Raw genomic sequence first — 20,331 nt, 5'->3', positions numbered from 1 at the left:
GTCAATACGGATCAGAATACGGATCACAAGCGCGCCGCAGGTGTTCCTATTTTCTACACTGCCTTGCCCAGCTGCTCGAGAATGGCGGGGTTCTCCAGCGTGGAGACGTCCTGCGTGATTTCCCCGCCCTGCGCCAGCACACGCAGCAAACGGCGCATGATTTTTCCCGAGCGGGTTTTAGGCAGCTGTTCGCCGAAGCGCACATCCTTGGGCTTGGCGATCGGCCCGATCTCCTTGCCCACCCAGTTGCGCAGTTCCTGCGCCAGCGCCTTGGCATCCGCTCCGCCGGGCCGCGCTTTTTTCAGCACCACGAAGGCGCAGATCGACTCGCCGGTGGTGTCGTCCGGCTTGCCCACCACGGCCGCCTCGGCCACCAGCGGATGCGCCACCAGCGCGGACTCGATCTCCATCGTACCCATGCGGTGGCCCGATACATTGAGCACGTCGTCGATGCGGCCGGTGATGGTGAAGTAGCCGCTGTCCTCGTCGCGCACCGCGCCGTCCCCGGCCAGGTACAGTTTGCCGCCCAGCTCCTCGGGGAAGTAGCTGCTGCGGTAGCGCTGCGGGTTGTTCCAGATGGTGCGTATCATCGACGGCCACGGACGCTTCACCACCAGGATGCCGCCCTGCCCGTCCGGCACATCGTGCCCCGCCTCGTCCACCACGGCGGCCATGATGCCCGGCAGCGGCAGCGTGCACGAACCGGGCACCAGCGGCGTGGCCCCCGGCAGCGGTGTGATCATGTGGCCGCCGGTCTCGGTTTGCCAGAAGGTGTCGACGATGGGGCAGCGTTCGCCGCCCACGTTCTGGTGGTACCAGCGCCAGGCTTCCGGGTTGATCGGCTCGCCCACGGAGCCGAGCAGGCGCAGGGTGGACAGGTCGTAGTTGCGCGGGTGCGCCGTGGGGTCCATGTCCGAGGCCTTGATCAGCGAGCGGATGGCGGTGGGCGCAGTGTAGAAGATGCTCACGCCGTGGCGCGCGATGGTCTGCCAGAAGCGGCCCGCGTCCGGATAGGTCGGCACGCCTTCGAAGATCACCTGTGTGGCGCCGACCGCCGTCGGCCCGTAGGCGATGTAGCTGTGGCCCGTGACCCAGCCGATGTCGGCGGTGCACCAGTACACGTCGTCCGGCTTGATGTCGAAGGTCCATTTCATCGTCAGCGCGGCCCACAGCAGATAACCTCCGCTCGAATGCTGCACGCCTTTCGGGGTGCCGGTGGAGCCGGAGGTGTACAGGATGAACAGCGGGTGTTCGGCGTTGACCCACTCCGGCTCGCACTGCTCCGGCTGGTCCGCCATCAGGTCGTGCAGCCAGATGTCGCGGTCCGACACGTGGGTCACGCCGCCACCGGTACGCTGATAGACGATCACGTGCTTGACGCTGCCGCAACCGCCCAGCGCCAGCGCCTCGTCGACGATGGATTTCAGCGGCAGCCGCTTGCCGCCGCGCAGCTGCTCGTCCTGCGTGATGACGGCCGCGGCGCCGGCGTCCACGATGCGTTCCTGCAGCGCCTTGGCCGAGAAGCCGCCGAACACCACCGAATGGGTGGCGCCGATACGCGCGCAGGCCAGCATGGCGGCCACGCCTTCGACCGACATGGCCATGTAGATCACCACCCGGTCGCCCTTGCCGATGCCGCGCGCGCGCAGGCCGTTGGCGATGCGGCACACCCTGGCATGCAGGCCGCTGTAGGTCACGTGCGTGAAGGCGCCGTCGTCCGCCTCGAAGATGATGGCGGTCTTGTCGCCCAGGCCGCGCTCGATGTGGCGGTCCAGGCAATTGTAGGAGACGTTCAGGCGGCCGTCGTCGAACCAGCGGTAGAACGGCGCTTCGCGTTCGTCCAGCACGCGCGTGAACGGCACGTGCCAATCGAGGTTGGCGCGGGCCAGCATGCCCCAGTAGCCTTCGTAGTCGCGCTCCGCGTGGGCGCACAGTGCCTCGTAGGCATCCATGTCGGGAATGGCCGCTTGCGCGGAGAATGCGCTTGGCGGCATGTAAGTCGTCTGCATTTGCTGCTCTCCAAAAAAATCAGGCAAAAAAACTGGCGACCGAGGCCGCCAGAAAAAGACACCAGGCAATCGATCCGTTCTACTTCATCAGCTTGAACACCCACACCGAACCGCCCTGCTCCAGGAAATTGACCTTCTTGGCCACTTCCCCGCCCCACAGCGGCACCGCGCCGCCCCAGCCGGACACCACGGCCACGTACTGCACGCCGCCTTCCTGCCAGGTGACCGGCGGCGCCACCACGCCGGAACCGGTCTGGAACTTCCACAGTTCCTTGCCGCTCTTGGCGTCCAGCGCTTTCAGGTAGCCTTCCGGTGTGCCGTAGAACACCAGGCCGCCGGCGGTGGCCATCACGCCGCCCCACAGGGGCGCGTTGTTCTTCACTTCCCAGGCGATCTTGCCGGTCTTGGGGTCGAGCGCGCGCAGCGCGCCGATGTAGTCGTCGAACAGCGGCTTGATGGTGAAGCCCGCGCCCAGGTAGGCGCCGCCCTTCTTGTAGCTGATCGGTTCATTCCAGATATCCATGCCCCACTCGTTGGCCGGCACGTAGAACAGCTTGGTCTGCGGGCTGTAGGCCATCGGCATCTGGTTCTTGGCGCCCAGGAAGGCCGGCGCGGCGAACACGGTCTTGCCCTTCTTGCCTTCCTCACCCTTGGTCGGGTCGCCCGGACGGCCTTCGGTGATGAACTTGGGGCGGCCGGTCTGCAGGTCGATGCCGGTGGCCCAGGTGATCTTCTTCACGAAGGGGAAAGCATTCTGCAGCTTGCCGGTGCTGGCGTCGTTCACATAGAAGAAGCCATTGCGGTCGGCCTTGCCGCCGTAGCGCTTGCCGTCCATGTCGAAGGTCACGAACTCGTTGGCGCCGTCGAAGTCCCAAGCGTCGTTCGGCGTGTTCTGGTAAGCCCACTTGATCTGGCCGGTGGTCACGTCCAGTGCCACGGTGGAGGAAGAGTACAGGTTGTCGCCGGGGCGCAGGTGGCTGTTCCACGGGGCCGGATTGCCGGTGCCGAAGTAGGCCAGGCCGGTGGTCGCATCGTAGGTACCGCCCATCCAGGTGGAGGCGCCGCCGGTTTTCCACAGGTCGCCCGGCCAGGTCTTGTTGGGCGTGCCGGTGATGCCGTTGTCGATGGCGTTGCCGTCCTTGTCGTACTTGTGGCCCATATGGCCTTCCACCATGGGGCGCGACCAGACCAGCTCACCGGTCCTGGGGTTGCGTGCCTCCACCCGGCCGACGATGCCAAACTCGCCGCCGGACACGCCGGTCAGCAGCAGGCCCTTGGCGATCAGCGGCGCCGCCGTCATCGAATAGCCGGCGGCGTAGTCGTCCACTTTCTCCTTCCAGACGACTTTGCCGGTGTCCTGGTCCAGCGCCACCAGCTGCGCGTCCAGCGTGCCGAAGATGACCAGGTTGTCGAACAGCGCCGCGCCGCGGTTGACCACGTCGCAGCACGGCATGATGCCGTCCGGCAGGCGGTGCTCATACTTCCACAGCTTGGCGCCGTTCTTCAGGTCCACCGCGAAGATGCGGGAATAGGACGCGGTAACGAACATCTTGCCGTTGTGGATCAGCGGCTGCGATTCCTGGCCGCGCTGCTTCTCGCCGCCGAAGGAAAACGACCAGGCCGGCGTCAGCTTGCCGACGTTGGCGGTGTTGATCTGGGTCAGCGGCGAAAAGCGCTGCCCCTCCGAGCCCATGCCGAACGACAGCACGGCAGCGGTATTTTTCGATGCCCCTTCCAGCATGCTGGTGGTGACGGCGGCGCCGCCCGCAGCCCAGGCCATCCCCATGCCGCCGGACGCCAGCAACGAAGCCAGCAACGATCCCATGATAGTTTTTTGCACAGTCTTCTCCTCTATTCTTCTCTAAGTATGATTTTTTTTGAACGGAAAATTACGGCAGGCCCAGTTCCCTGCATTCCTCGTCGGTAAACACCCGCGAGCGGGTGAGAAACCGGCGGCCAGTGCCGTTATCGAGCGAGAACATGCCGCCGTTCCCCGGCACCACGTCGATAATCAGCTGCGTGTGCTCCCAGTAGCCGAACTGCTCCAGCCCCATGTAGAACGGCGCACCGTTCAAATTGCCCAGGTAGACGTCGGTGTCGCTCAGATTGAACTCGCCGGCCTGGTAACACATCGGCGTGCTGCCGTCGCAGCAGCCGCCGGACTGGAAGAACATGATCGGCCCGTGCTTGTGGCGCAGTTCGGCGATCATTTCCAGTGCGGGGCCAGTCGCGATAACGCGGGCTACGGCTGCTTTCATGGCATTCCTCTCAGAAGAAGCCCAGCGCTTTCGGGCTGTAGCTCACCAGCAGGTTCTTGGTCTGCTGGTAGTGGTCCAGCATCATCTTGTGGTTCTCGCGGCCGATGCCGGACTGCTTGTAGCCGCCGAAGGCGGCGTGCGCCGGATACAGGTGGTAGCAGTTGGTCCACACGCGGCCGGCCTGGATGCCGCGGCCGATGCGGAAAGCGCGCGCGCCGTCGCGGGTCCACACGCCGGCGCCCAGCCCGTACAGCGTGTCGTTGGCGATGCGCAGCGCATCGGCTTCGTCCTTGAAGGTGGTGACCGACACCACTGGGCCAAAGATCTCTTCCTGGAAGATGCGCATGGTGTTGTCGCCCTTGAACACGGTGGGCGTGACGTAGTAGCCGCCTTCCAGCTCGCCCCCCTGCACGTTGCGCGCGCCGCCGGCCAGCAGCTGGGCGCCTTCCTGCTTGCCGATATCCATATAGGACAGGATCTTTTCCATCTGCTCCTGCGAAGCCTGGGCGCCTATCATGGTGGACGAATCGAGCGGGTTGCCCTGCTTGATGGCGGCCACGCGCTTGAGGGCGCGCTCGATGAAGGCTTCGTAAATCGATTCCTGGATCAGCACGCGCGACGGGCAGGTGCACACCTCGCCCTGGTTCAGCGCGAACATGGCGAAACCTTCCAGGCATTTGTCGAAGTAGTCGTCGTCGGCCGCCATCACGTCCTCGAAGAAGATGTTGGGCGACTTGCCGCCCAGTTCCAGCGTGACCGGAATCAGGTTCTGCGCGGCGTACTGCATGATCAGGCGGCCGGTGCCGGTTTCGCCGGTAAAGGCGATCTTGGCGATGCGCTTGTTCGAGGCCAGCGGCTTGCCCGCTTCCAGGCCGAAACCGTTGACGATATTCAGCACGCCGGGCGGCAGCAGGTCGCCGATCAGTTCCACCAGCACCAGGATGGAGGCCGGGGTCTGCTCGGCCGGTTTCAGCACTACGCAGTTGCCCGCCGCCAGTGCCGGCGCCAGCTTCCACACCGCCATCAGGATCGGGAAGTTCCACGGAATGATCTGGCCCACCACGCCGAGAGGCTCATGGAAGTGATAGGCGTAGGTGGTGTCGTCGATTTGCGCCACCGAGCCCTCCTGGGCGCGGATGCAGCCCGCGAAATAGCGGAAATGGTCGATCGCCAGCGGGATGTCGGCCGCCATGGTTTCGCGGATCGGCTTGCCGTTGTCGATGGTCTCGGCGGTGGCGATCAGCTGCAGGTTCTGCTCCATGCGGTCGGCGATGCGGTTCAGGATGTTGGCGCGCTCGGCCTGCGAGGTCTTGCCCCAGGCTTCCTTGGCGGCGTGCGCGGCGTCCAGCGCGATCTCGACGTCTTCCGCCGTGGAGCGCGCGATCTCGCAGAACGGCTGGCCGGTGATCGGCGTCAGGTTGGCGAAGTATTCGCCTTTAACCGGCGCGACGAATTTGCCGCCGATGTAGTTGTCGTAGCGTTGTTTGAAAGGGTTGGCGACACCCAGTTTGTTGATATCCGCGAGATTCATGTCATCCTCTTTCTTCAATGTGGGTTGGACTTGCACCCTCTATTCCGCAAACACCGTGCCAGCCCCTGCTGCGGCTAGAACGGTGCCCGCGCTGTTGCAAGGTGTTCCAAAGTTGAACAGGTGTGCCACGGCGGCTGTTGCAGGTGTGACCGCAGTCAGGGAATCGCCACGCCCCAGGGCAGTTCGCCCACGCCGATGTCGGCCACCTTGCGCGCGGCGGCGGTGTCGATCACGGAGACGCTGTTGGAACGGCCGTTGGCCACGTACAGCTTGGCGCCGTCCGGCGTCAGGGCCATGTTCCAGGGTCGCTTGCCGACCGCTACCGTGGCGCTGACGGTATGGGTGGCGGTGTCGATCAGCATCACGCTGCCGTCCGTGCCGTTCGACACATAGACCTGCTTGCCGCTGGGGTGCACCGCGATGCCGTTGGCGTTGCGTCCGGCCGGTATCTTCGCCAGCGTGCTGCGGGTGGCGGTGTCCACCACGTACACCGTATTGACCAGCTCGCAGGCGATATAGGCGCGGCTGCCGTCCGGCGAAAAGCCGATGCCGCGCGGGCGCAGGCCGACCGCCACCGTGCCGGCCTGGCGCCGCTGTTCCACGTCGATCACGTCCACCTGCTCGGCTTCCTCGGCGCTGACGTAGAGCCAGCGGCTGTCCGGGCTGAACACGGCGTGCTCCGGGTTGCGGCCCTGCACCGGAATATCGGCCAGCCGGGCGCCGCTGCGGGCGTCCACCAGGGTGACGCTGTTGCTCTCCTCTACCGCGACGGCGGCGTAGCGCCCGTCCGGTGACACGCTCACGCCTTCGGGCGATTTGCCCAACGCCAGCGGCGCCGGCACGGCGCCGCCCGCGCTGTCGAGTATCAGCAGCGTGTTGCTGCCGGCGTCCGTGACGAACAGCCGCGTGCCGCCCGGGACCGCCGCGATGCCGCGCGGGCGCTTGCCGGCCGCCAGGCTGCGCAGCACCGTGTCGGTGGCGGTATCGACCACGCTCACCGTGCCGGACTTTTCGTTCGGCACATAGGCCAGCGGCGCTGCAAGGGCGGCTTGCGCCAGTGCGCAGGAAAGGGTTGCAAACACGCTCGCGGCGCGCAGACAATACGGGATTTTCATGGCTGCCTCTGGAAAGATCGCGCCTGCGGAATGCGCGCGCGTGCGCAAGACCATGCAAACGCCATGCCACAGGCGCGTCGCGTCGGCGTGATGGCAGGTATATTGCTTACGGGTTGAAGCAGACTTGCCGGCCCCCGCCAGGCAGGCGCGGAACTCAACCAAGGAGATTGACCATGCAGCACCGATTTCGTTTGAAGGCTGTCGCAGCCCTGTTCACCGCCGGCGCGCTGCCGCTTACGCCGGCCGTCCACGCGGCCGAGGCGGCCGAGGTTGCGACAGCTGTTGCAGCACCGGTGGTCATCGTCAGCGGCAGCCGCGTGGAACACAGCAGTTTCGATTTCCCTGCCGCCGTCGACGTGATCGGCGCCGAGCGCATCCGCGACAGCCAGATGCGCGTAAACGCCTCCGAAGCGCTGGCTTCGGTGCCGGGGCTGGTGGCGCAGAACCGCCAAAACTACGCGCAGGACTTGCAAATTTCGTCGCGCGGCTTCGGCGCCCGTTCCGCCTTCGGCGTGCGCGGCGTGAAATTGGTCGCAGACGGCATCCCGGCCAGCATGCCGGACGGCCAAGGCCAGGCCGCCACCTTCAACCTCGACATGGCAGAGCGCATCGAAGTGCTGCGCGGCCCGTTCTCGGCGGTGTACGGCAACCACGCCGGCGGCGTGGTGCAGCTGTTCACGCGCGAAGGCGACGGCGCGCCCAGCGTGGAAAGCACGCTGTCGGGCGGTAGCGACGGCGCCCGCAAGCTGGACGTGAATGCGCAGGGCAAGTCCGGCGGCATCGGCTACGTGCTGGACGTTTCCCGCTTCGACACCGACGGCTACCGCGACCACGGCGCAGCGCGGCGCGACCAGGCCTACGCCAAACTGACCCTGGCGCCCGTCGCCGGCAGCAAGCTGACCATCACCGCCAGCGGCCTGCGCCAGCACGACACGCAAGATCCGCTGGGCGTCACCTGGGCCACCTGGCAGCGCGATCCGCGCGCCGGCGAAACCGACGCCACCGACACCGCAACGCCCAAACGCACTTTTGCGGACCGCTACAACACCCGCAAGAGCATAGACCACCAGCAGATCGGCGCGGCGTGGGAACACAAACTCGGCGCCGGCGACAGCAAGCTGCGCGTCACCGTCTACGGCGGCAACCGCCAGGTCATCCAGTACCAGGCCTTTTCGCGTGCCTTCCAGGCGCCGGCCAGCCATTCCGGCGGGGTGGTCGATTTCGACCGCGACTTCAGCGGCGCCGACATCAGCTGGGTGGACGTGCGGGCGCTGGCCGGCGGCAAGCTGACCTCCACGGCCGGCATCGAGTACGGCCGCTCCAAGGATGACCGCAAGGGCTACGAGAACTTCAGCGGAGCCGAACTTGGCGTGCAAGGCAGGCTGCGGCGCGAAGAAACGGACAAGGTCAGCAGCACCGATCCCTACCTGCAGGCCGAGTGGGCGCAAGGGCCGTGGGTACTGAACGCGGGCCTGCGCCACAGCCGCTTCAAGGTGGACGTGAGCGACCGCTATCTGTCCAACGGCAACGACAGCGGCGGCCTGCGCTACCGCCGCACTACACCGGTGGCGGGCCTGCTGTACAAGGTGTCGCCGGTGCTGAACGTGTACGCCAGCGCGGCGCGCGGCTTCGAGACACCGACGCTGAATGAGCTGTTCTATTCCGGCGCCGGCAGCGGCTTCAATTTCAAGCTGCAGCCGGCCCGCAGCACGCACGCCGAAGCCGGCGTCAAGGCCATGCTGGGCGGCGCCACCCGTATCGACGCGGCGCTGTTCCAGGTCCGCACCGACGACGAGCTGGTGGTGGACGCATCCAGCGGCGGCCGCACCAGCTACCGCAACGCCAGCAAAACCCTGCGCCGGGGCGCCGAAGTGTCGGCGGACACGAACTTCGGCCACGGCTTCAGCGCCAGGCTGGCACTGACCGCGCTGCGCGCCACCTACGACCAGGCATTCGGCAGCGTGCTCAAAGGCAGCCGGCTGCCGGGCGTGCCGAACGCCTACGCCTACGCCGAACTGGCCTGGCAGCTGCCCTCGCGCGCGCTGGGCGCAGCGGTCGAGACGGTGGCCGCAGCCCGCGTCTACGCGGAAGACAGCAACACCGAGAAGAGCGCACCCGGCTACGCCATCGTCAACCTGCGCGTGACGGCCCAGCAGCAAGGCGGCAGCTGGCGCTTCAAGCAGTTCGCGCGATTGAACAATGCGGCCGGCCGCGCCTACGTGGGCTCGGTGATCGTGGGCGATGCCAACAAGCGCTACTATGAAGGCGCACCGGGCCGCAACTGGCAACTGGGCGCCAGCGCGCAGTACCAGTTCTGACGAAGAAAACCCCGGCTGCCAAAAGCAGCCGGGGCTGAGGCGGCGCCGTGACGCCATGGCGTACCTGTGCGCGGCCCCCGGCGACACCGGGACCGCCGTCAGAAGCGGTAGCGCAAACCTGCCGAGATGGAGCGCGGCGCGCCCGGCGCCACGAAGCGCCCCAGTTCCGCCTCGCCGCCCGCGCCGTGCGGACTGGCCAGCTGCCCGCCCGGGAACATGTCCGCAGCCACGGCGCCAAACGTTTCATGGCGGCGGTTGGCCACATTATTCACGCGCGCGAACAGCTCCCAATTCGGCTGCGGCTTGTAGCTGAGGCGCAGCGCCAGCAGCGCATAGCCGCGCGTGCGCAGGTCGGCGCGCTGCGGCGCTTCCCCATCTTCGGTATCGGCGGACAGGCCATCCTCGTTGCCCTGCGTGCCCTGGCTGGACACTGCGCGCACCTCCGCTCCCAGCGTCAGCCCGCCGCCCGCCCTCCAGTCCAGCGCCAGCTTGGCGCTATGCCGGGGCAGGCCCGCGATGCGCGTCCCTGGCATGACTGCCACGTTGCGGGTCCCGGTAAACAGCGAACCCTCGGCCGCGTACACCGCGTCCAGCCAGCTGTAGCTAAAGCGCACGGCGAACGGACCGCGCTCGGCCGCCGCGCTCAGGTCCAGCCCCTGGTGGCGGGTACGGGCGAAGTTCGAGAAATAGCCGTGCTGCGTCAGCCCCGCACTGCGGAACAGGATATCGTCCTGATTGCGGGTGCGGTAGATGGTGGCGGTGATGGAATCGCGGCCCGCCTGCCAGCGCGTGCCCGCCTCCACCGTGCGCGACACCACCTGCTTCAGATAAGGATCGGACTGCAACCCTACAGGCAGCCGGCAAGGCTGATCGGGATCGGCGCAGCCAAGCTCGATCACGGTCGGCACGCGGGTGCTCTGGGCGGCGTTGGCAAACACCGTCCAGCCCGGAGCGACTTCATGCGAGATGCCGAGCGCGGGATTGAGCTTTCGGTAGCTGAACGCCTCGCGCGGCTGCGGCACGCCATCGTTGCTGATGGTGCTGGCCACCCGCGCATGGCCGTAGCGGGCGGACCCGGTGAGCCAGGTGCCGGCAGCGACGCTCCAGGTGCCGCTGAAGTAGGCGCTGCTGTTGCGTGCCCTGCCATCGACCGAAGCGTCCAGCTCCCGCTCTTCGTCGCCGGCGGCCACGCCGCGCAGCGCGTCGAAACCGGCTTCCTGTTCGTACTGCGCAAAACCCACTTTGCTGCGGTCGTGCGCCAGCCCTGCCAGCAGTTGCAGGCCGGGCAGCTGCGCCGACCATTGCATGCTGAAGCCCTGGCTGCGCTGGCGCGTGCTGGTGGTGTTCAGGGAAGCGCTGTGCAGCGCCGCGCCCTGCTCGCGCGTGTAAGGACACTCATCCGGCTCGCGTGGCTGGCCATTGGCGAGGAAGCCTTCGTCGCACGCTTCCACGTAGTCGGCATAGCCGTCATCGATGTCGCCGTTCACGGTGTCGCGGCGGCTGTTGCGCACATAGGCTGCCGCGGTCAGCTGCATGTCCGGCGCCAGGCGCCGGGTTATGCTCAGTTGCGCCTGCCGCAGCCGGTTACGCGTTTCGTCAGGCCAGGTGTAGACGGCGCGGCGGTCGTCTTCATACAGGCCGTCGGGCAGCAAACCGTTACCGACCAGGCGGCTTTCTCCGCCCAGCATGGTGAGCTGCCATTCCGTATTGCGCTCCACCTTGCCCAGCTTGACAAACAGATTGGCGAGCCGGCCGTCGGAATGCGCGCGCCAGCCGTCATCGCCGAACAAGGTCGCGGCGGTAAACAGCTGCCAGCCATCGCGTGCGGCGCCATAAGCCAGGTCGGCGCGCCGCTGGCCATGGTTTCCGCCGCTGACGGAGCCGGCGAACCCAGGGTCGCTGGCGCCGGAACGCGTGTTCAGCGCGAGCGCGCCGCCCAGCGTGTTCAGGCCGTACAGCGGATTGGAGCCCGGCGCCAGTAGCACGCTGCCGATCGCCGCCTCCGGCAGCATGTCCCAGTTGACCACGTCGCCGAAGGGCTCGTTCACCCGCACACCGTCCAGGTAAACCGAGATGCCCTGGCCGGTGCCCAGCACCGGCGAAGCGCGGAAGCCGCGGTAAGTCAGGTCGTTCTGGAACGGGCTGCCTGAGATTTCATTGACGTTCACGCCGGCGAAGCTGCGCGCCAGCAGCTCGCTCAGATTGGCGCCGTCGGCGCGTGCCAGTGCCGCGTCGGACGCGGTCTGCACAGCGTACGGCAGCGTTTTGCGGTCCACTCCCAGCCCCGGCAGCGGGGCCATGCCCACGATCTCCACGCTGGCCATCGGCGAAGCGCGTGCGCCGCCGGCCATGCCCGCGCCGCATGCCAGCGCCATGGCAGCCAGCGCCAGCTGGGTGCGGCGGATACCCACAGCGTTCATGGCTGCACCATGCGTACGCCATGCTTGGCGAAGATGGCTTGCAATTCGCCGCTGGCGCGCATCTCATTTACGGCCGCCTGCAGCAGGCGCGCCACGTCCTGGTCATCCTTGCGCACCGCCATGCCGACGGCCCAGCCGTTGCGCGGCAGGCGCTGGAATACCGCCTGCTCCAGCGGGAACGCGGGATCGCCCTGGAATGCCGCTTCGATTTCAGAGCGATTGGCCAGCACCGCGTCCAGCCGGCCCGCCTTCAGCTCGTCCATCGCGGCGGCAGCGGTGGGGAAAATACGCACGTTATCCCGGAAGCGGCCATTGCCCTCGCCCAGCAGCACCATGGCCGCGATCGATACCTTTTCCACTCCCACCCGCTTGCCCGCCAGCGCCTCGATGCTGTCGAACGCCGGCATCGACTGGGCGCTGCGCACCAGGCGCACCGCCTCCACGTGGTAAGGCGCGAAGATCTCCACCTTGTCGTTCTCCGCCATCAGGCGGCTGTCGACCGGGACGTGCAGCAGCACGTCGGCCGGGCCATAGCCGAGGTAGTGCCCCTTCCACACCATGTTGCGCAGGTCGTCGCCGAGGTTCTCGCCCGCCGGGAAAGGCAGCAGCGTGAGCCTGAGCTTGAGTTTCTTTGCCAGCGCTTCTGCCAGGTCGATATCGATGCCGCCCCCATGGTCGGAGAACGGCGCAAACTCGTTATAGACCGCCACCTTCAGCGCCCCCGTTTGTTGCAGCTTGTTCCAGTCGGCCTGCGCAGGCAGGATGGTGCCGGCCAGCGCCAGCGCGGCAGCGGCCTTGCGGTAAAAATGGGAATAGCACATGGTGTCCTCCCCGCGTCAGTTGGTTTCGCGGCGGGTTTCCAGATAGGTCTTGATGGCCCACATGGCTTCCTGATTGAAGATGCCTTCAAACGGCGGCATGTACACCGCGCCATTGCGTACCTTGCCGGCGCGGATGGAGCTCAGGAAGTAGGCATCGACGTCCTTGTAGCAGGCGGCCTTCTTGGCTGCGTTCTTGACATTGGCGCAGTCGCGGTCCATCAGCCGCAGGTCTGGCGCGATACCGCCCGACACGGCTTCCAGGCCGTGGCAGCGCGCGCAGTTCTGGTTATAGGCCGAAGAGCCTATCTTCAGCGCCAGCTTATTGCCCTTGTAGGGATTCTCGTCACGCCATTTGTCGCCCAACGGCGTCAGGCCGGTGGTGTCCACCGCCTGTGGCGTGACTGCGCCGTGCGCCTGGGCGCCGAAGGAAGTGACGAGGGCTGCCGCCGCGATGCAAATACTGAGTGCGCGTTTCATGATGCTGTCTCCTATAGTTGTGAATAGCTGCTGATTCACTAGGAGCAATTGGCGTGCCACACGGCTTTCCCGTGCGCGCGCCCGGCGCGGTGTCCCAGATTGGAACAGGTGTCACATCACGTGCAACACCTGTTCAGCCGAAGCACCGTCTCAACGCGCGGAAATGGTACAGGTACTGTGCCGCTCACCGGCGTCGAAGCGGATAGCCACCGGCAGAAAGCGGCCGATCACGTCCGCATTGGTAAGCGCATGCTGCGACACGCGGTCCAGCGTGAAGCTGCCGCCGCCCGCCAGCGCCATCGGCAGCAGCAGCTGATCCGCCAGGTGCTCGCCCACGGCGGCGCCGGACGCGAGATAGCGGCGCACTTCGCCCAGCGCAAGCCTGGCCACCTCCTCGGCGCGCACGGACTTCTCTCCAAAGGCTGCGAACACCTCGGTCACCTGCTCGGAGTCCAAGGTGATGAGCAGGACATTGCCCGGTCCCTCCTCCTCAGCCAGCCGCCGCTCATGCAGCTGGGACCCGGACCAGCCCATGCCGGCGGCCACGCATTCCAGTTCGCGCTGCGCAACGCGCGAGGGCACACCCGCCACCAGGCTTTCCGCGTAAGAATTGCGCCGTGCGCCCGGCGACATCAGCGCGATGCGCCGCAGCTGCGCGCAAGGCTGCACGCGCGCGACGATTTCGCCTCCGCCGGCTGGATAAAAGCCATGGCGCCTCAGCTCTATCGCGATGTCCGCTCCCATGCGGGCCATCACGCGGCCATAGCTGCGCTCAAGGAAATGCGCCGGAGGCGCCTTGGGGTTGTGCGTGCCGCCGCTGACCGTCACCGTGGACGGCGCGTCGGCAAACAGCAGCGCCGGCAGCAGCGTTTGCAGCACCAGCGTGCAGCTGCCGGCGCTGCCGATGGCGAAGCTGTAGCTGCCGCCACGGATCTTGCCCGGCCTGAATTCCAGCTCACGCGCGCCCACCGCCGCCTGCGGCACATCAGCCCCGCACACTGAGGCCGCCGCCTGCACCGCAACCAGGTGCTGCCGCATCAGGCCAGGCTTGGCGCGGTTGGCGCGGATGTTAGCGATGCGAAAGGGCTGCCCGGTAATCATCGACAGCGTCAGCGCGCTGCGCAGCACCTGGCCGCCGCCCTCGCCTTGCGAGCCGTCCAGTTCGATCAGATCTGCCGACATCGTCATCCTTTCACGCAGACGACCTGCTTCAGCGTGTGCACCACTTCCACCAGATCGCGCTGGGCGTGCATCACTGCGTCGATGTCCTTGTAGGCCATCGGGATCTCGTCGATCACGTTGGCGTCCTTGCGGCACTCCACGCCCTGCGTGGCGCGCGCCTGGTCCTCCAGCGTGTAGCGGCGCTTGGCTTCGTTACGGCTCATGGTGCGGCCAGCGCCGTGACTGCAGCTATTGAAGCTTTCCGCGTTGCCCTTGCCGCGCACGATGAAGCTCTTGGCGCCCATCGAGCCTGGGATGATGCCCAGCTCACCCGCGCGCGCCGACACCGCGCCCTTGCGCGTGACCAGAACGTCCTGGCCGAAGTGGCGCTCCTTCTGCACGTAATTGTGGTGGCAGTTCACCGCCTCGACGTGCGTCTCGAACGGCTTGGTGATCACCTTGCGCACGGCCGCGATCAGGTTCCGCATCATCACCTCACGGTTCATGCGCGCGAACTTCTGCGCCCAGCCCACCGCCTGCACGTAATCGTCGTAGTGCTGCGTGCCCTCGTTCAGGTAAGCCAGGTCCTTGTCCGGCAGGTTGGCGATGTGGGTACGCATGTCCCGCTGCGCCAGTTCGATGAAGTGGGTGCCAATGGCATTGCCCACGCCGCGCGAACCCGAGTGCAGCATGAACCACACCGCGCCCTGCTCGTCCAGGCACACTTCCACGAAGTGGTTGCCGCCGCCCAGCGTGCCGAGATGGCGGTAGTTGTTGGTGTTCTTCAGCTTGGGCGTCTTCTGGCAAACAACGTCGAACTCGTCCTTGAGCTGCGCCCAGGCTGTGTCCACGGCCGATGGCGGCGTGTGCCAGGACCCCTCATCGCGGCCCTTGTAGCCGCGCGTCTTCGGCGTCATGCCGTGCGGGATGGCCTTCTCGATCGCGCTGCGCAACGGTCCCAGGTTATCGGGCAGGTCGCGTGCGTTCAGCGTGGTCTTGGCAGCCATCATGCCGCAGCCGATGTCCACGCCCACCGCTGCCGGAATAATCGCGCCCAGCGTCGGAATCACGCTGCCGATGGTCGAGCCTTTCCCCAGGTGCACGTCCGGCATCACTGCGATGTGCTTGTAAATGAAGGGCATCTTGGCCGTGTTGGCCAGCTGTGCTTTGGCCTGCTCTTCCACAGGCACGCCGCCGGTCCACATCTTGACCGGGCTGCCGCCCTGATTATCCAGCAATTCGTAGGTTTCGTTTTTCATGATCATTCCATTTAATCCGGTTTATACATCGCCGACAAGAGCCGCGAAAACGCCGTGCCAGACAAGCTTGGCTTGTGCGGCAGGCAGGGCGCCCGCCGCCGGGTGCAGCTGCCAGCAGGCCGCCGTATTGCGCGACGCGGAACCGATGCTCACGCCCACGCCTTTCTTGCCTTTGCCCACGCTGCCTGCGCTGATCAGCCAGCCGCCATTGGTCTTCATCATTTCGCTCTCCTCTCGGTGTATGTGCCGGTTATTGCAATCACCGTGCCATATCGGGAAAGAAAGCTAACTGCTTGATAAATATAACTATATGCATAGCCACCCGATTCGTCATTTCATGATAAATTATCCAAACAGATAAGTATTTATCCGAAAATGAAAAAGAAAACAGTCTTCCTGGGCTTCGTCGGCACCACGCTGGACAGCGGCAACGGCAGTGCGCGGTGGGAAAAGTGGCGGCCCACAGTGGCCATGGCGCAGCACGAAGACCTGGTGGTCGAGCGCTTCGAGCTGCTCTACAACGGCAACTACGGCCCGGTTGTCCAGCAAGTGGCGCAGGACATCGCGGCGATATCGCCGGAGACCACGGTCACCCAGCACAAGCTGCACATCCGCGATCCGTGGGACTTCGGCGACGTCTATGGCGCGCTGTATGACTTCGCGCGCAGCTATCCGTTCGACCCGGACAAGGAAGAATATTGGATCCATATCACCACCGGCACGCACGTGGTGCAGATTTGCCTGTTCCTGATGACCGAGGCGCGCTACTTTCCCGGCTGCCTGCTGCAAACCTCGCCGCCGCGCCGCCACGCGCCCAACTCGCCGGGCAGCTACACGCTGATCGACCTCGACCTGTCGCGCTACGACCAGATCGCGCAGCGCTTCGCCACCGCGCAGCAGGAAGGCGTGGCCTTCCTCAAGTCCGGCATCGCCACCCGCAATCCGCAGTTCAACCTGATGATCGACGAGATCGAGCATGTAGCGGTACGCTCGCGCGCGCCGATGCTGCTGATGGGCCCCACGGGTGCCGGTAAGTCCTTCCTGGCGCGGCGCGTGTTCGAGCTAAAAAAAGCACGCCACCAGCTGAAGGGGGCGTTCGTCGAAATCAACTGCGCCACGCTGCATGGCGACGGCGCCGGGTCCACGCTGTTCGGCCACATCAAGGGCGCCTTCACCGGCGCTGCCTCCGACCGTCCGGGCCTGCTGCGCACAGCGCACAAGGGCTTGCTGTTCCTCGATGAAATCGGCGAGTTGGGCCTCGACGAACAGGCCATGCTGCTGAAGGCAGTAGAGGAAAAACGCTTCCTGCCCATGGGCGGCGACCATGAAGTGCAAAGCGACTTCCTGCTCATCGCCGGCACCAACCGCGACCTGGCCGTCGAGGTGGCGGCGGGGCGCTTCAGGGAAGACCTGTACGCCCGCATCAATCTGTGGACGTACTCGCTGCCCGGCCTGTCGGACCGGCCGGAAGACATCGAACCCAACCTGGACTACCTGCTGCAGCAGTACAGCGCCGAGCATGGCGATGCCGTGCGCTTCAACAAGGAAGCGCGGGCACACTTCATGGCATTCGCCGCTTCGCCGGATGCGCGCTGGAGCGGCAACTTCCGCGACCTGTCCGCCGCCGTGACGCGCATGGCCACGCTGGCGGAGGCCGGGCGCATCACCAAAGCGGTAACCAGCGCGGAGATAGCCCGCCTGCAGCGCCAGTGGCGCACGCTGGCGCCAGGCCTCGGCGCCAGCGCCGCGAACGGTCCGCGCATCGCACTGGAAGACGCGATCGGCGAAGACGCTGCGGCCCAGATCGATCTCTTCGACCGCGTACAGCTGGAGGCGGTGCTGGCCGTATGCCGCCAGTCGAAAACCATGTCCGACGCCGGGCGCAAGCTGTTCGCCGTGTCGCGCGCGGAAAAGGCCAAGCCGAACGACGCCGACCGGCTGCGCAAATACCTGGCCCGCTTCGGCCTGGACTGGGAGCAGGTGGCATAAGGCAGGCGGCATAGGCTGCGCGCCCGGCGCCGGCTTGCTGGTAAAGTAGGGCCAACCCGGAGGATGGAATGAACAAGGAACTTGAACTTAAAAAGTCCAAGCGCACCGCCCTGCTGTTCCTGGCCGCTGCGGCATTGGTCTTCATGGTGACCGCCTTCCTGCCGCGCAGCTTCGCGGTGGACTGCATCAAGGCAGTGTCGGAGGCGGCCATGGTGGGCGCGCTGGCCGACTGGTTTGCCGTGGCCGCACTGTTCCGCAAGGTGCCGATACCGCTCATCTCCGCGCACACCAACATCATCCCCAACAACAAGGACCGCATCGCCGACAACCTTGCGCGCTTCGTGCAGGAGAAGTTCCTCGACCCCGAGTCGCTGGTGGGCCTGATCCGCAAACATGATCCGATCGCGAAACTGGGCACCTGGCTGGCCGAACCGGCCAATGACCGCATCCTGGGCGGCTACGTGGTGCGTCTGGCGGCGGGCATGCTGGATATGGCGGAAGACGCGCGCATACAGCGATTCCTGAAGGATGCCTTCCACGCCATGCTGGGCAAGCTCGATCTGTCGCGCTCACTGGCCACGGTGCTCGACGCGCTGACCAGGGACGGCCGCCATCAGGAGGTGCTGGACGATGTGATCGACGCGGCTCTGCTGCACCTGCGCGCTCCGGAGAACCAGGAGCTGATCGCCAGCAGCATCATCCAGTGGCTCAAGCGCGAGCACGCGGCGATGGAGAAGCTGCTGCCAACGGCGTGGCTAGGCGAGAAAGGGGCGGACTGGGTGACCGAAGCGCTCAACACGCTGCTGCTGGAAGTGGCGGAAGACCGCTCGCACAAGCTGCGCCGGCGGCTGGACCGCATGATCGCCGACTTCATCGTGCGGCTGCGCGATGATCCATCCTTCCATGAGCGCGCCGAGGAAATCAAGCGCTACATCCGCGACGGCGAAGCGGTGAACGCCTACCTGGCGGAGATCTGGAACGGCTTGCGCAGCTGGATGCGGCAAGACCTGGCGGCGGAGGAATCGGAGCTGCACCGGCGCGTGGCAGCGATGAGCAAGTGGCTGGGAGAGGAGCTGGCCTGCAATGAGGATTTGCGCGAGTCGCTCAGCCGGCACATGGAGGACGCGGCGCGCGCAATGGCGCCGGACTTCGCCGACTTCCTCACCCGCCACATCAGCGACACGGTGAAGAAGTGGGATACGGAAGACATGTCGCGCCAGATCGAACTGAACATCGGCAAGGACTTGCAGTACATCCGCATCAACGGGACGATCGTTGGCGGATGTATCGGGCTGCTGCTATTTCTGTCCTCGCACCTGATCGGCCTGGTGCGCATGCAATGAAGTATTAATAGGCTGTCAGCGCCTTGCCGAACTTGATCAGCCACAAACGGCTTGGACGCTCACGGTCGTCGCCTCGCGCCACGCGGATGCTGTTGGCGGCGTTGCAGCCCAGGGTGCTGCTGGTGACGATCGCGCCGTTCGCATCCACATTGCATTTGGTGACGTCGGCGTCGGCCACCGCTGCACCGTCTGGCGTATAGACCTTGGTCTTCAGGCCAAAGTCGTTGTCGTTGGCCAGGGCCAGCGTGTTGCCATCGACGATGGTCAGACCTTCGGCCTTCTCAGCCAGCCAGCCGATGGCGTTCAGGTCCAGCAGCACGGTCTTCTTCAGCGCCACCACCTTGGACCAGTCCGCCCCGTTGACCGCCACGCCGCCCATCGAGCTTTTCTCCAGGTCGGACGTGGTGGCGTTGAAAGCGGCCGCGTTGATGTCGGTCGCGCCGGCGATCTCCACCAGCATCAGCTTGTTGAACACTTTGCCGCCAGGTGCTGCGCCCTGCTCGATCACGATGAACTTGCCGTTGCCCAGCGCGACCACGTCGCCCAGCTTGGCGTTGCCGGTGCGGCCGTCCTGGTAGTCGGCGCCGTTCAGCGGATAAGCGTACATCTTCGAAGTGCTGCCGCTTACCGGATCGAACTCCACCCAGCGCGTGAAGCGCGCAAAGCGTTCAACCTGCTCGCTCTTGCCGGTCACCGAGTAGGGCGCGCTGCCGTCGGTGAGTGGGCTTTGCAGGAAGGTGTGCAGCTTGTCGGTGGTGGTGTCCAGCGCCATGCCTTCGATGCCGCGGTTGGCGCGGCGCTTGGCGAAGATGGCCGGCAGGCCGCTGCCGGCAGCGTACTTGTTCTGGATGATGCCGGTGGCCGGGTCGATCTTCACCACGAACGGACCGTATTCGTCCGCCGCCCACAGCGCATTGCGTTTCTTGTCCAGCACCAGCGCTTCGCTGTCCAGGCCATTTACGTTGAAGGAAGCCTTGCTGTTGGCGTCAAACTTCATCGCATCCATGACTGGAATTTCAGCCGAGTTGCCCAACGTGCCAGCCGGCAGCGGCAGGCCGGTGGTGTTCGCCGTGGCCGATGCCTTGATCGGCAGCACGGACGTCAGCACTGCGCCGTTCTTACCGACAGTGACGATGCCGATCGACGGCGTGAAGCTCGGCGACGGGAAAATTTTTGCGCCCATGACGCCGGCGCCGGTCAGCGCCGGCACGTTCGGGCCGTCGCCGTTAGGGCCACGGTCGGTCAAACCGTAGAACTCCAGGTCGCCGTTGGCGTTGGTGCCCTTGAAGGCCAGCGAGGAGCCAAACGACGGCAGGAAGCCGAGCGGGAACTCCTCTTTCACCTTGGCGTTGCTGCCCTCGTAGGGGATGTAATACCTGGCGTCCGCCTGGATCTGGTAGCGGGTGACGGTCACGCTCACGCCGCCCTGCGTAAAGGCCTGGTTGACGGGGGTACCGAGCTTCGATGCCATCGTGTCCTCAAAGTGTTCGCGCACCAGGGCGCGGCGGTCATCGTCGACGCTGCGTGCTGGTTCGCGTCAACTATCTTGTCCGGTCGGCGTCAATTATCTTGGCCGGTGAAGCGAGAGGTGTTTAGTCCTTCCTTTTCTTTGACTGTTGCGTAGTGCTAG

Annotated in this window: 15 protein-coding genes; 3 read left to right on the top strand and 12 right to left on the bottom strand. The window is 65.7% G+C overall.

Annotated features, from left to right (window positions below; all coding sequences use genetic code 11):
- Positions 1-53: 53 nt before the first annotated feature.
- The 5 genes from acs to AC6H42_RS15095 all read right to left on the bottom strand — a co-directional run bounded on the left by acs (position 54) and on the right by AC6H42_RS15095 (position 6,913).
- Complete coding sequence (gene acs, locus AC6H42_RS15115) at positions 54-2,009, bottom strand: acetate--CoA ligase (protein WP_057156162.1); 1,956 nt, start codon at positions 2,007-2,009, stop codon at positions 54-56.
- Positions 2,010-2,088: 79 nt separating this feature from the next.
- Positions 2,089-3,795, bottom strand: coding sequence for a PQQ-dependent methanol/ethanol family dehydrogenase (locus tag AC6H42_RS15110; RefSeq protein ID WP_497548404.1), 1,707 nt, complete (start codon positions 3,793-3,795; stop codon positions 2,089-2,091).
- A 103-nt stretch (positions 3,796-3,898) separates the two neighbouring features.
- Complete coding sequence (locus AC6H42_RS15105) at positions 3,899-4,267, bottom strand: DUF779 domain-containing protein (RefSeq protein WP_057156161.1); 369 nt, start codon at positions 4,265-4,267, stop codon at positions 3,899-3,901.
- Between the two features lie 10 nt (positions 4,268-4,277).
- Positions 4,278-5,798 carry an aldehyde dehydrogenase gene (gene adh, locus AC6H42_RS15100; RefSeq protein ID WP_057156160.1) on the bottom strand — a complete coding sequence of 507 codons (1,521 nt, stop codon included), beginning with the start codon at positions 5,796-5,798 and terminating at the stop codon, positions 4,278-4,280.
- 155 nt (positions 5,799-5,953) lie between these two features.
- On the bottom strand, positions 5,954-6,913 hold the full coding sequence (locus tag AC6H42_RS15095) for a beta-propeller fold lactonase family protein (protein WP_082551894.1): 960 nt from the start codon (positions 6,911-6,913) through the stop codon (positions 5,954-5,956).
- Positions 6,914-7,086: 173 nt separating this feature from the next.
- Here AC6H42_RS15095 and AC6H42_RS15090 point away from each other — a divergent pair, with 173 nt between their 5' ends.
- Positions 7,087-9,231 carry a TonB-dependent receptor family protein gene (locus AC6H42_RS15090; RefSeq protein ID WP_497548401.1) on the top strand — a complete coding sequence of 715 codons (2,145 nt, stop codon included), beginning with the start codon at positions 7,087-7,089 and terminating at the stop codon, positions 9,229-9,231.
- A gap of 98 nt (positions 9,232-9,329) precedes the next feature.
- Here AC6H42_RS15090 and AC6H42_RS15085 read toward each other — a convergent pair whose 3' ends face one another.
- The 6 genes from AC6H42_RS15085 to AC6H42_RS15060 form a co-directional block, all read right to left on the bottom strand.
- A complete protein-coding gene (locus tag AC6H42_RS15085) occupies positions 9,330-11,651 on the bottom strand; it encodes a TonB-dependent receptor (protein ID WP_497548400.1) in 2,322 nt (773 codons plus the stop codon).
- Positions 11,648-12,472 carry a substrate-binding periplasmic protein gene (locus tag AC6H42_RS15080; protein WP_497548399.1) on the bottom strand — a complete coding sequence of 275 codons (825 nt, stop codon included), beginning with the start codon at positions 12,470-12,472 and terminating at the stop codon, positions 11,648-11,650. Before AC6H42_RS15080 ends, AC6H42_RS15085 begins: the two co-directional genes overlap by 4 nt.
- Before the next feature lie 15 nt (positions 12,473-12,487).
- Positions 12,488-12,949 carry a cytochrome c-550 PedF gene (pedF, locus tag AC6H42_RS15075; protein ID WP_057156156.1) on the bottom strand — a complete coding sequence of 154 codons (462 nt, stop codon included), beginning with the start codon at positions 12,947-12,949 and terminating at the stop codon, positions 12,488-12,490.
- Positions 12,950-13,099: 150 nt separating this feature from the next.
- Positions 13,100-14,137, bottom strand: a complete 1,038-nt coding sequence (gene rtcA / locus AC6H42_RS15070; protein WP_497548398.1) for an RNA 3'-terminal phosphate cyclase — start codon at positions 14,135-14,137, stop codon at positions 13,100-13,102.
- The gene (locus AC6H42_RS15065) at positions 14,134-15,369 is read right to left on the bottom strand and encodes an RtcB family protein (RefSeq protein WP_057156167.1); all 1,236 of its coding nucleotides are present in this window, start codon (positions 15,367-15,369) and stop codon (positions 14,134-14,136) included. The genes rtcA and AC6H42_RS15065 overlap by 4 nt, the downstream gene beginning before the upstream one ends.
- A gap of 21 nt (positions 15,370-15,390) precedes the next feature.
- A complete protein-coding gene (locus AC6H42_RS15060; RefSeq protein ID WP_057156154.1) occupies positions 15,391-15,591 on the bottom strand; it encodes a hypothetical protein in 201 nt (66 codons plus the stop codon).
- Between the two features lie 153 nt (positions 15,592-15,744).
- Between AC6H42_RS15060 and rtcR the strand changes: the two genes are divergently transcribed.
- Positions 15,745-17,358: an RNA repair transcriptional activator RtcR gene (gene rtcR, locus AC6H42_RS15055; RefSeq protein ID WP_497548397.1), complete on the top strand. Its 1,614-nt coding sequence runs from the start codon at positions 15,745-15,747 to the stop codon at positions 17,356-17,358.
- A 68-nt stretch (positions 17,359-17,426) separates the two neighbouring features.
- Positions 17,427-18,701, top strand: coding sequence for a DUF445 domain-containing protein (locus AC6H42_RS15050; protein ID WP_497548396.1), 1,275 nt, complete (start codon positions 17,427-17,429; stop codon positions 18,699-18,701).
- A 4-nt stretch (positions 18,702-18,705) separates the two neighbouring features.
- Here the strand turns inward: AC6H42_RS15050 and AC6H42_RS15045 are convergent, their stop codons facing one another.
- Positions 18,706-20,172: an esterase-like activity of phytase family protein gene (locus AC6H42_RS15045; protein WP_497548395.1), complete on the bottom strand. Its 1,467-nt coding sequence runs from the start codon at positions 20,170-20,172 to the stop codon at positions 18,706-18,708.
- Between the last annotated feature and the right edge of the window lie 159 nt (positions 20,173-20,331).

Source organism: Massilia sp. NBRC 108631, assembly GCF_059704565.1.
The sequence above is the reverse complement of the archived record's forward strand: the minus strand, read 5'-3'. Positions and strand labels throughout refer to the sequence as shown.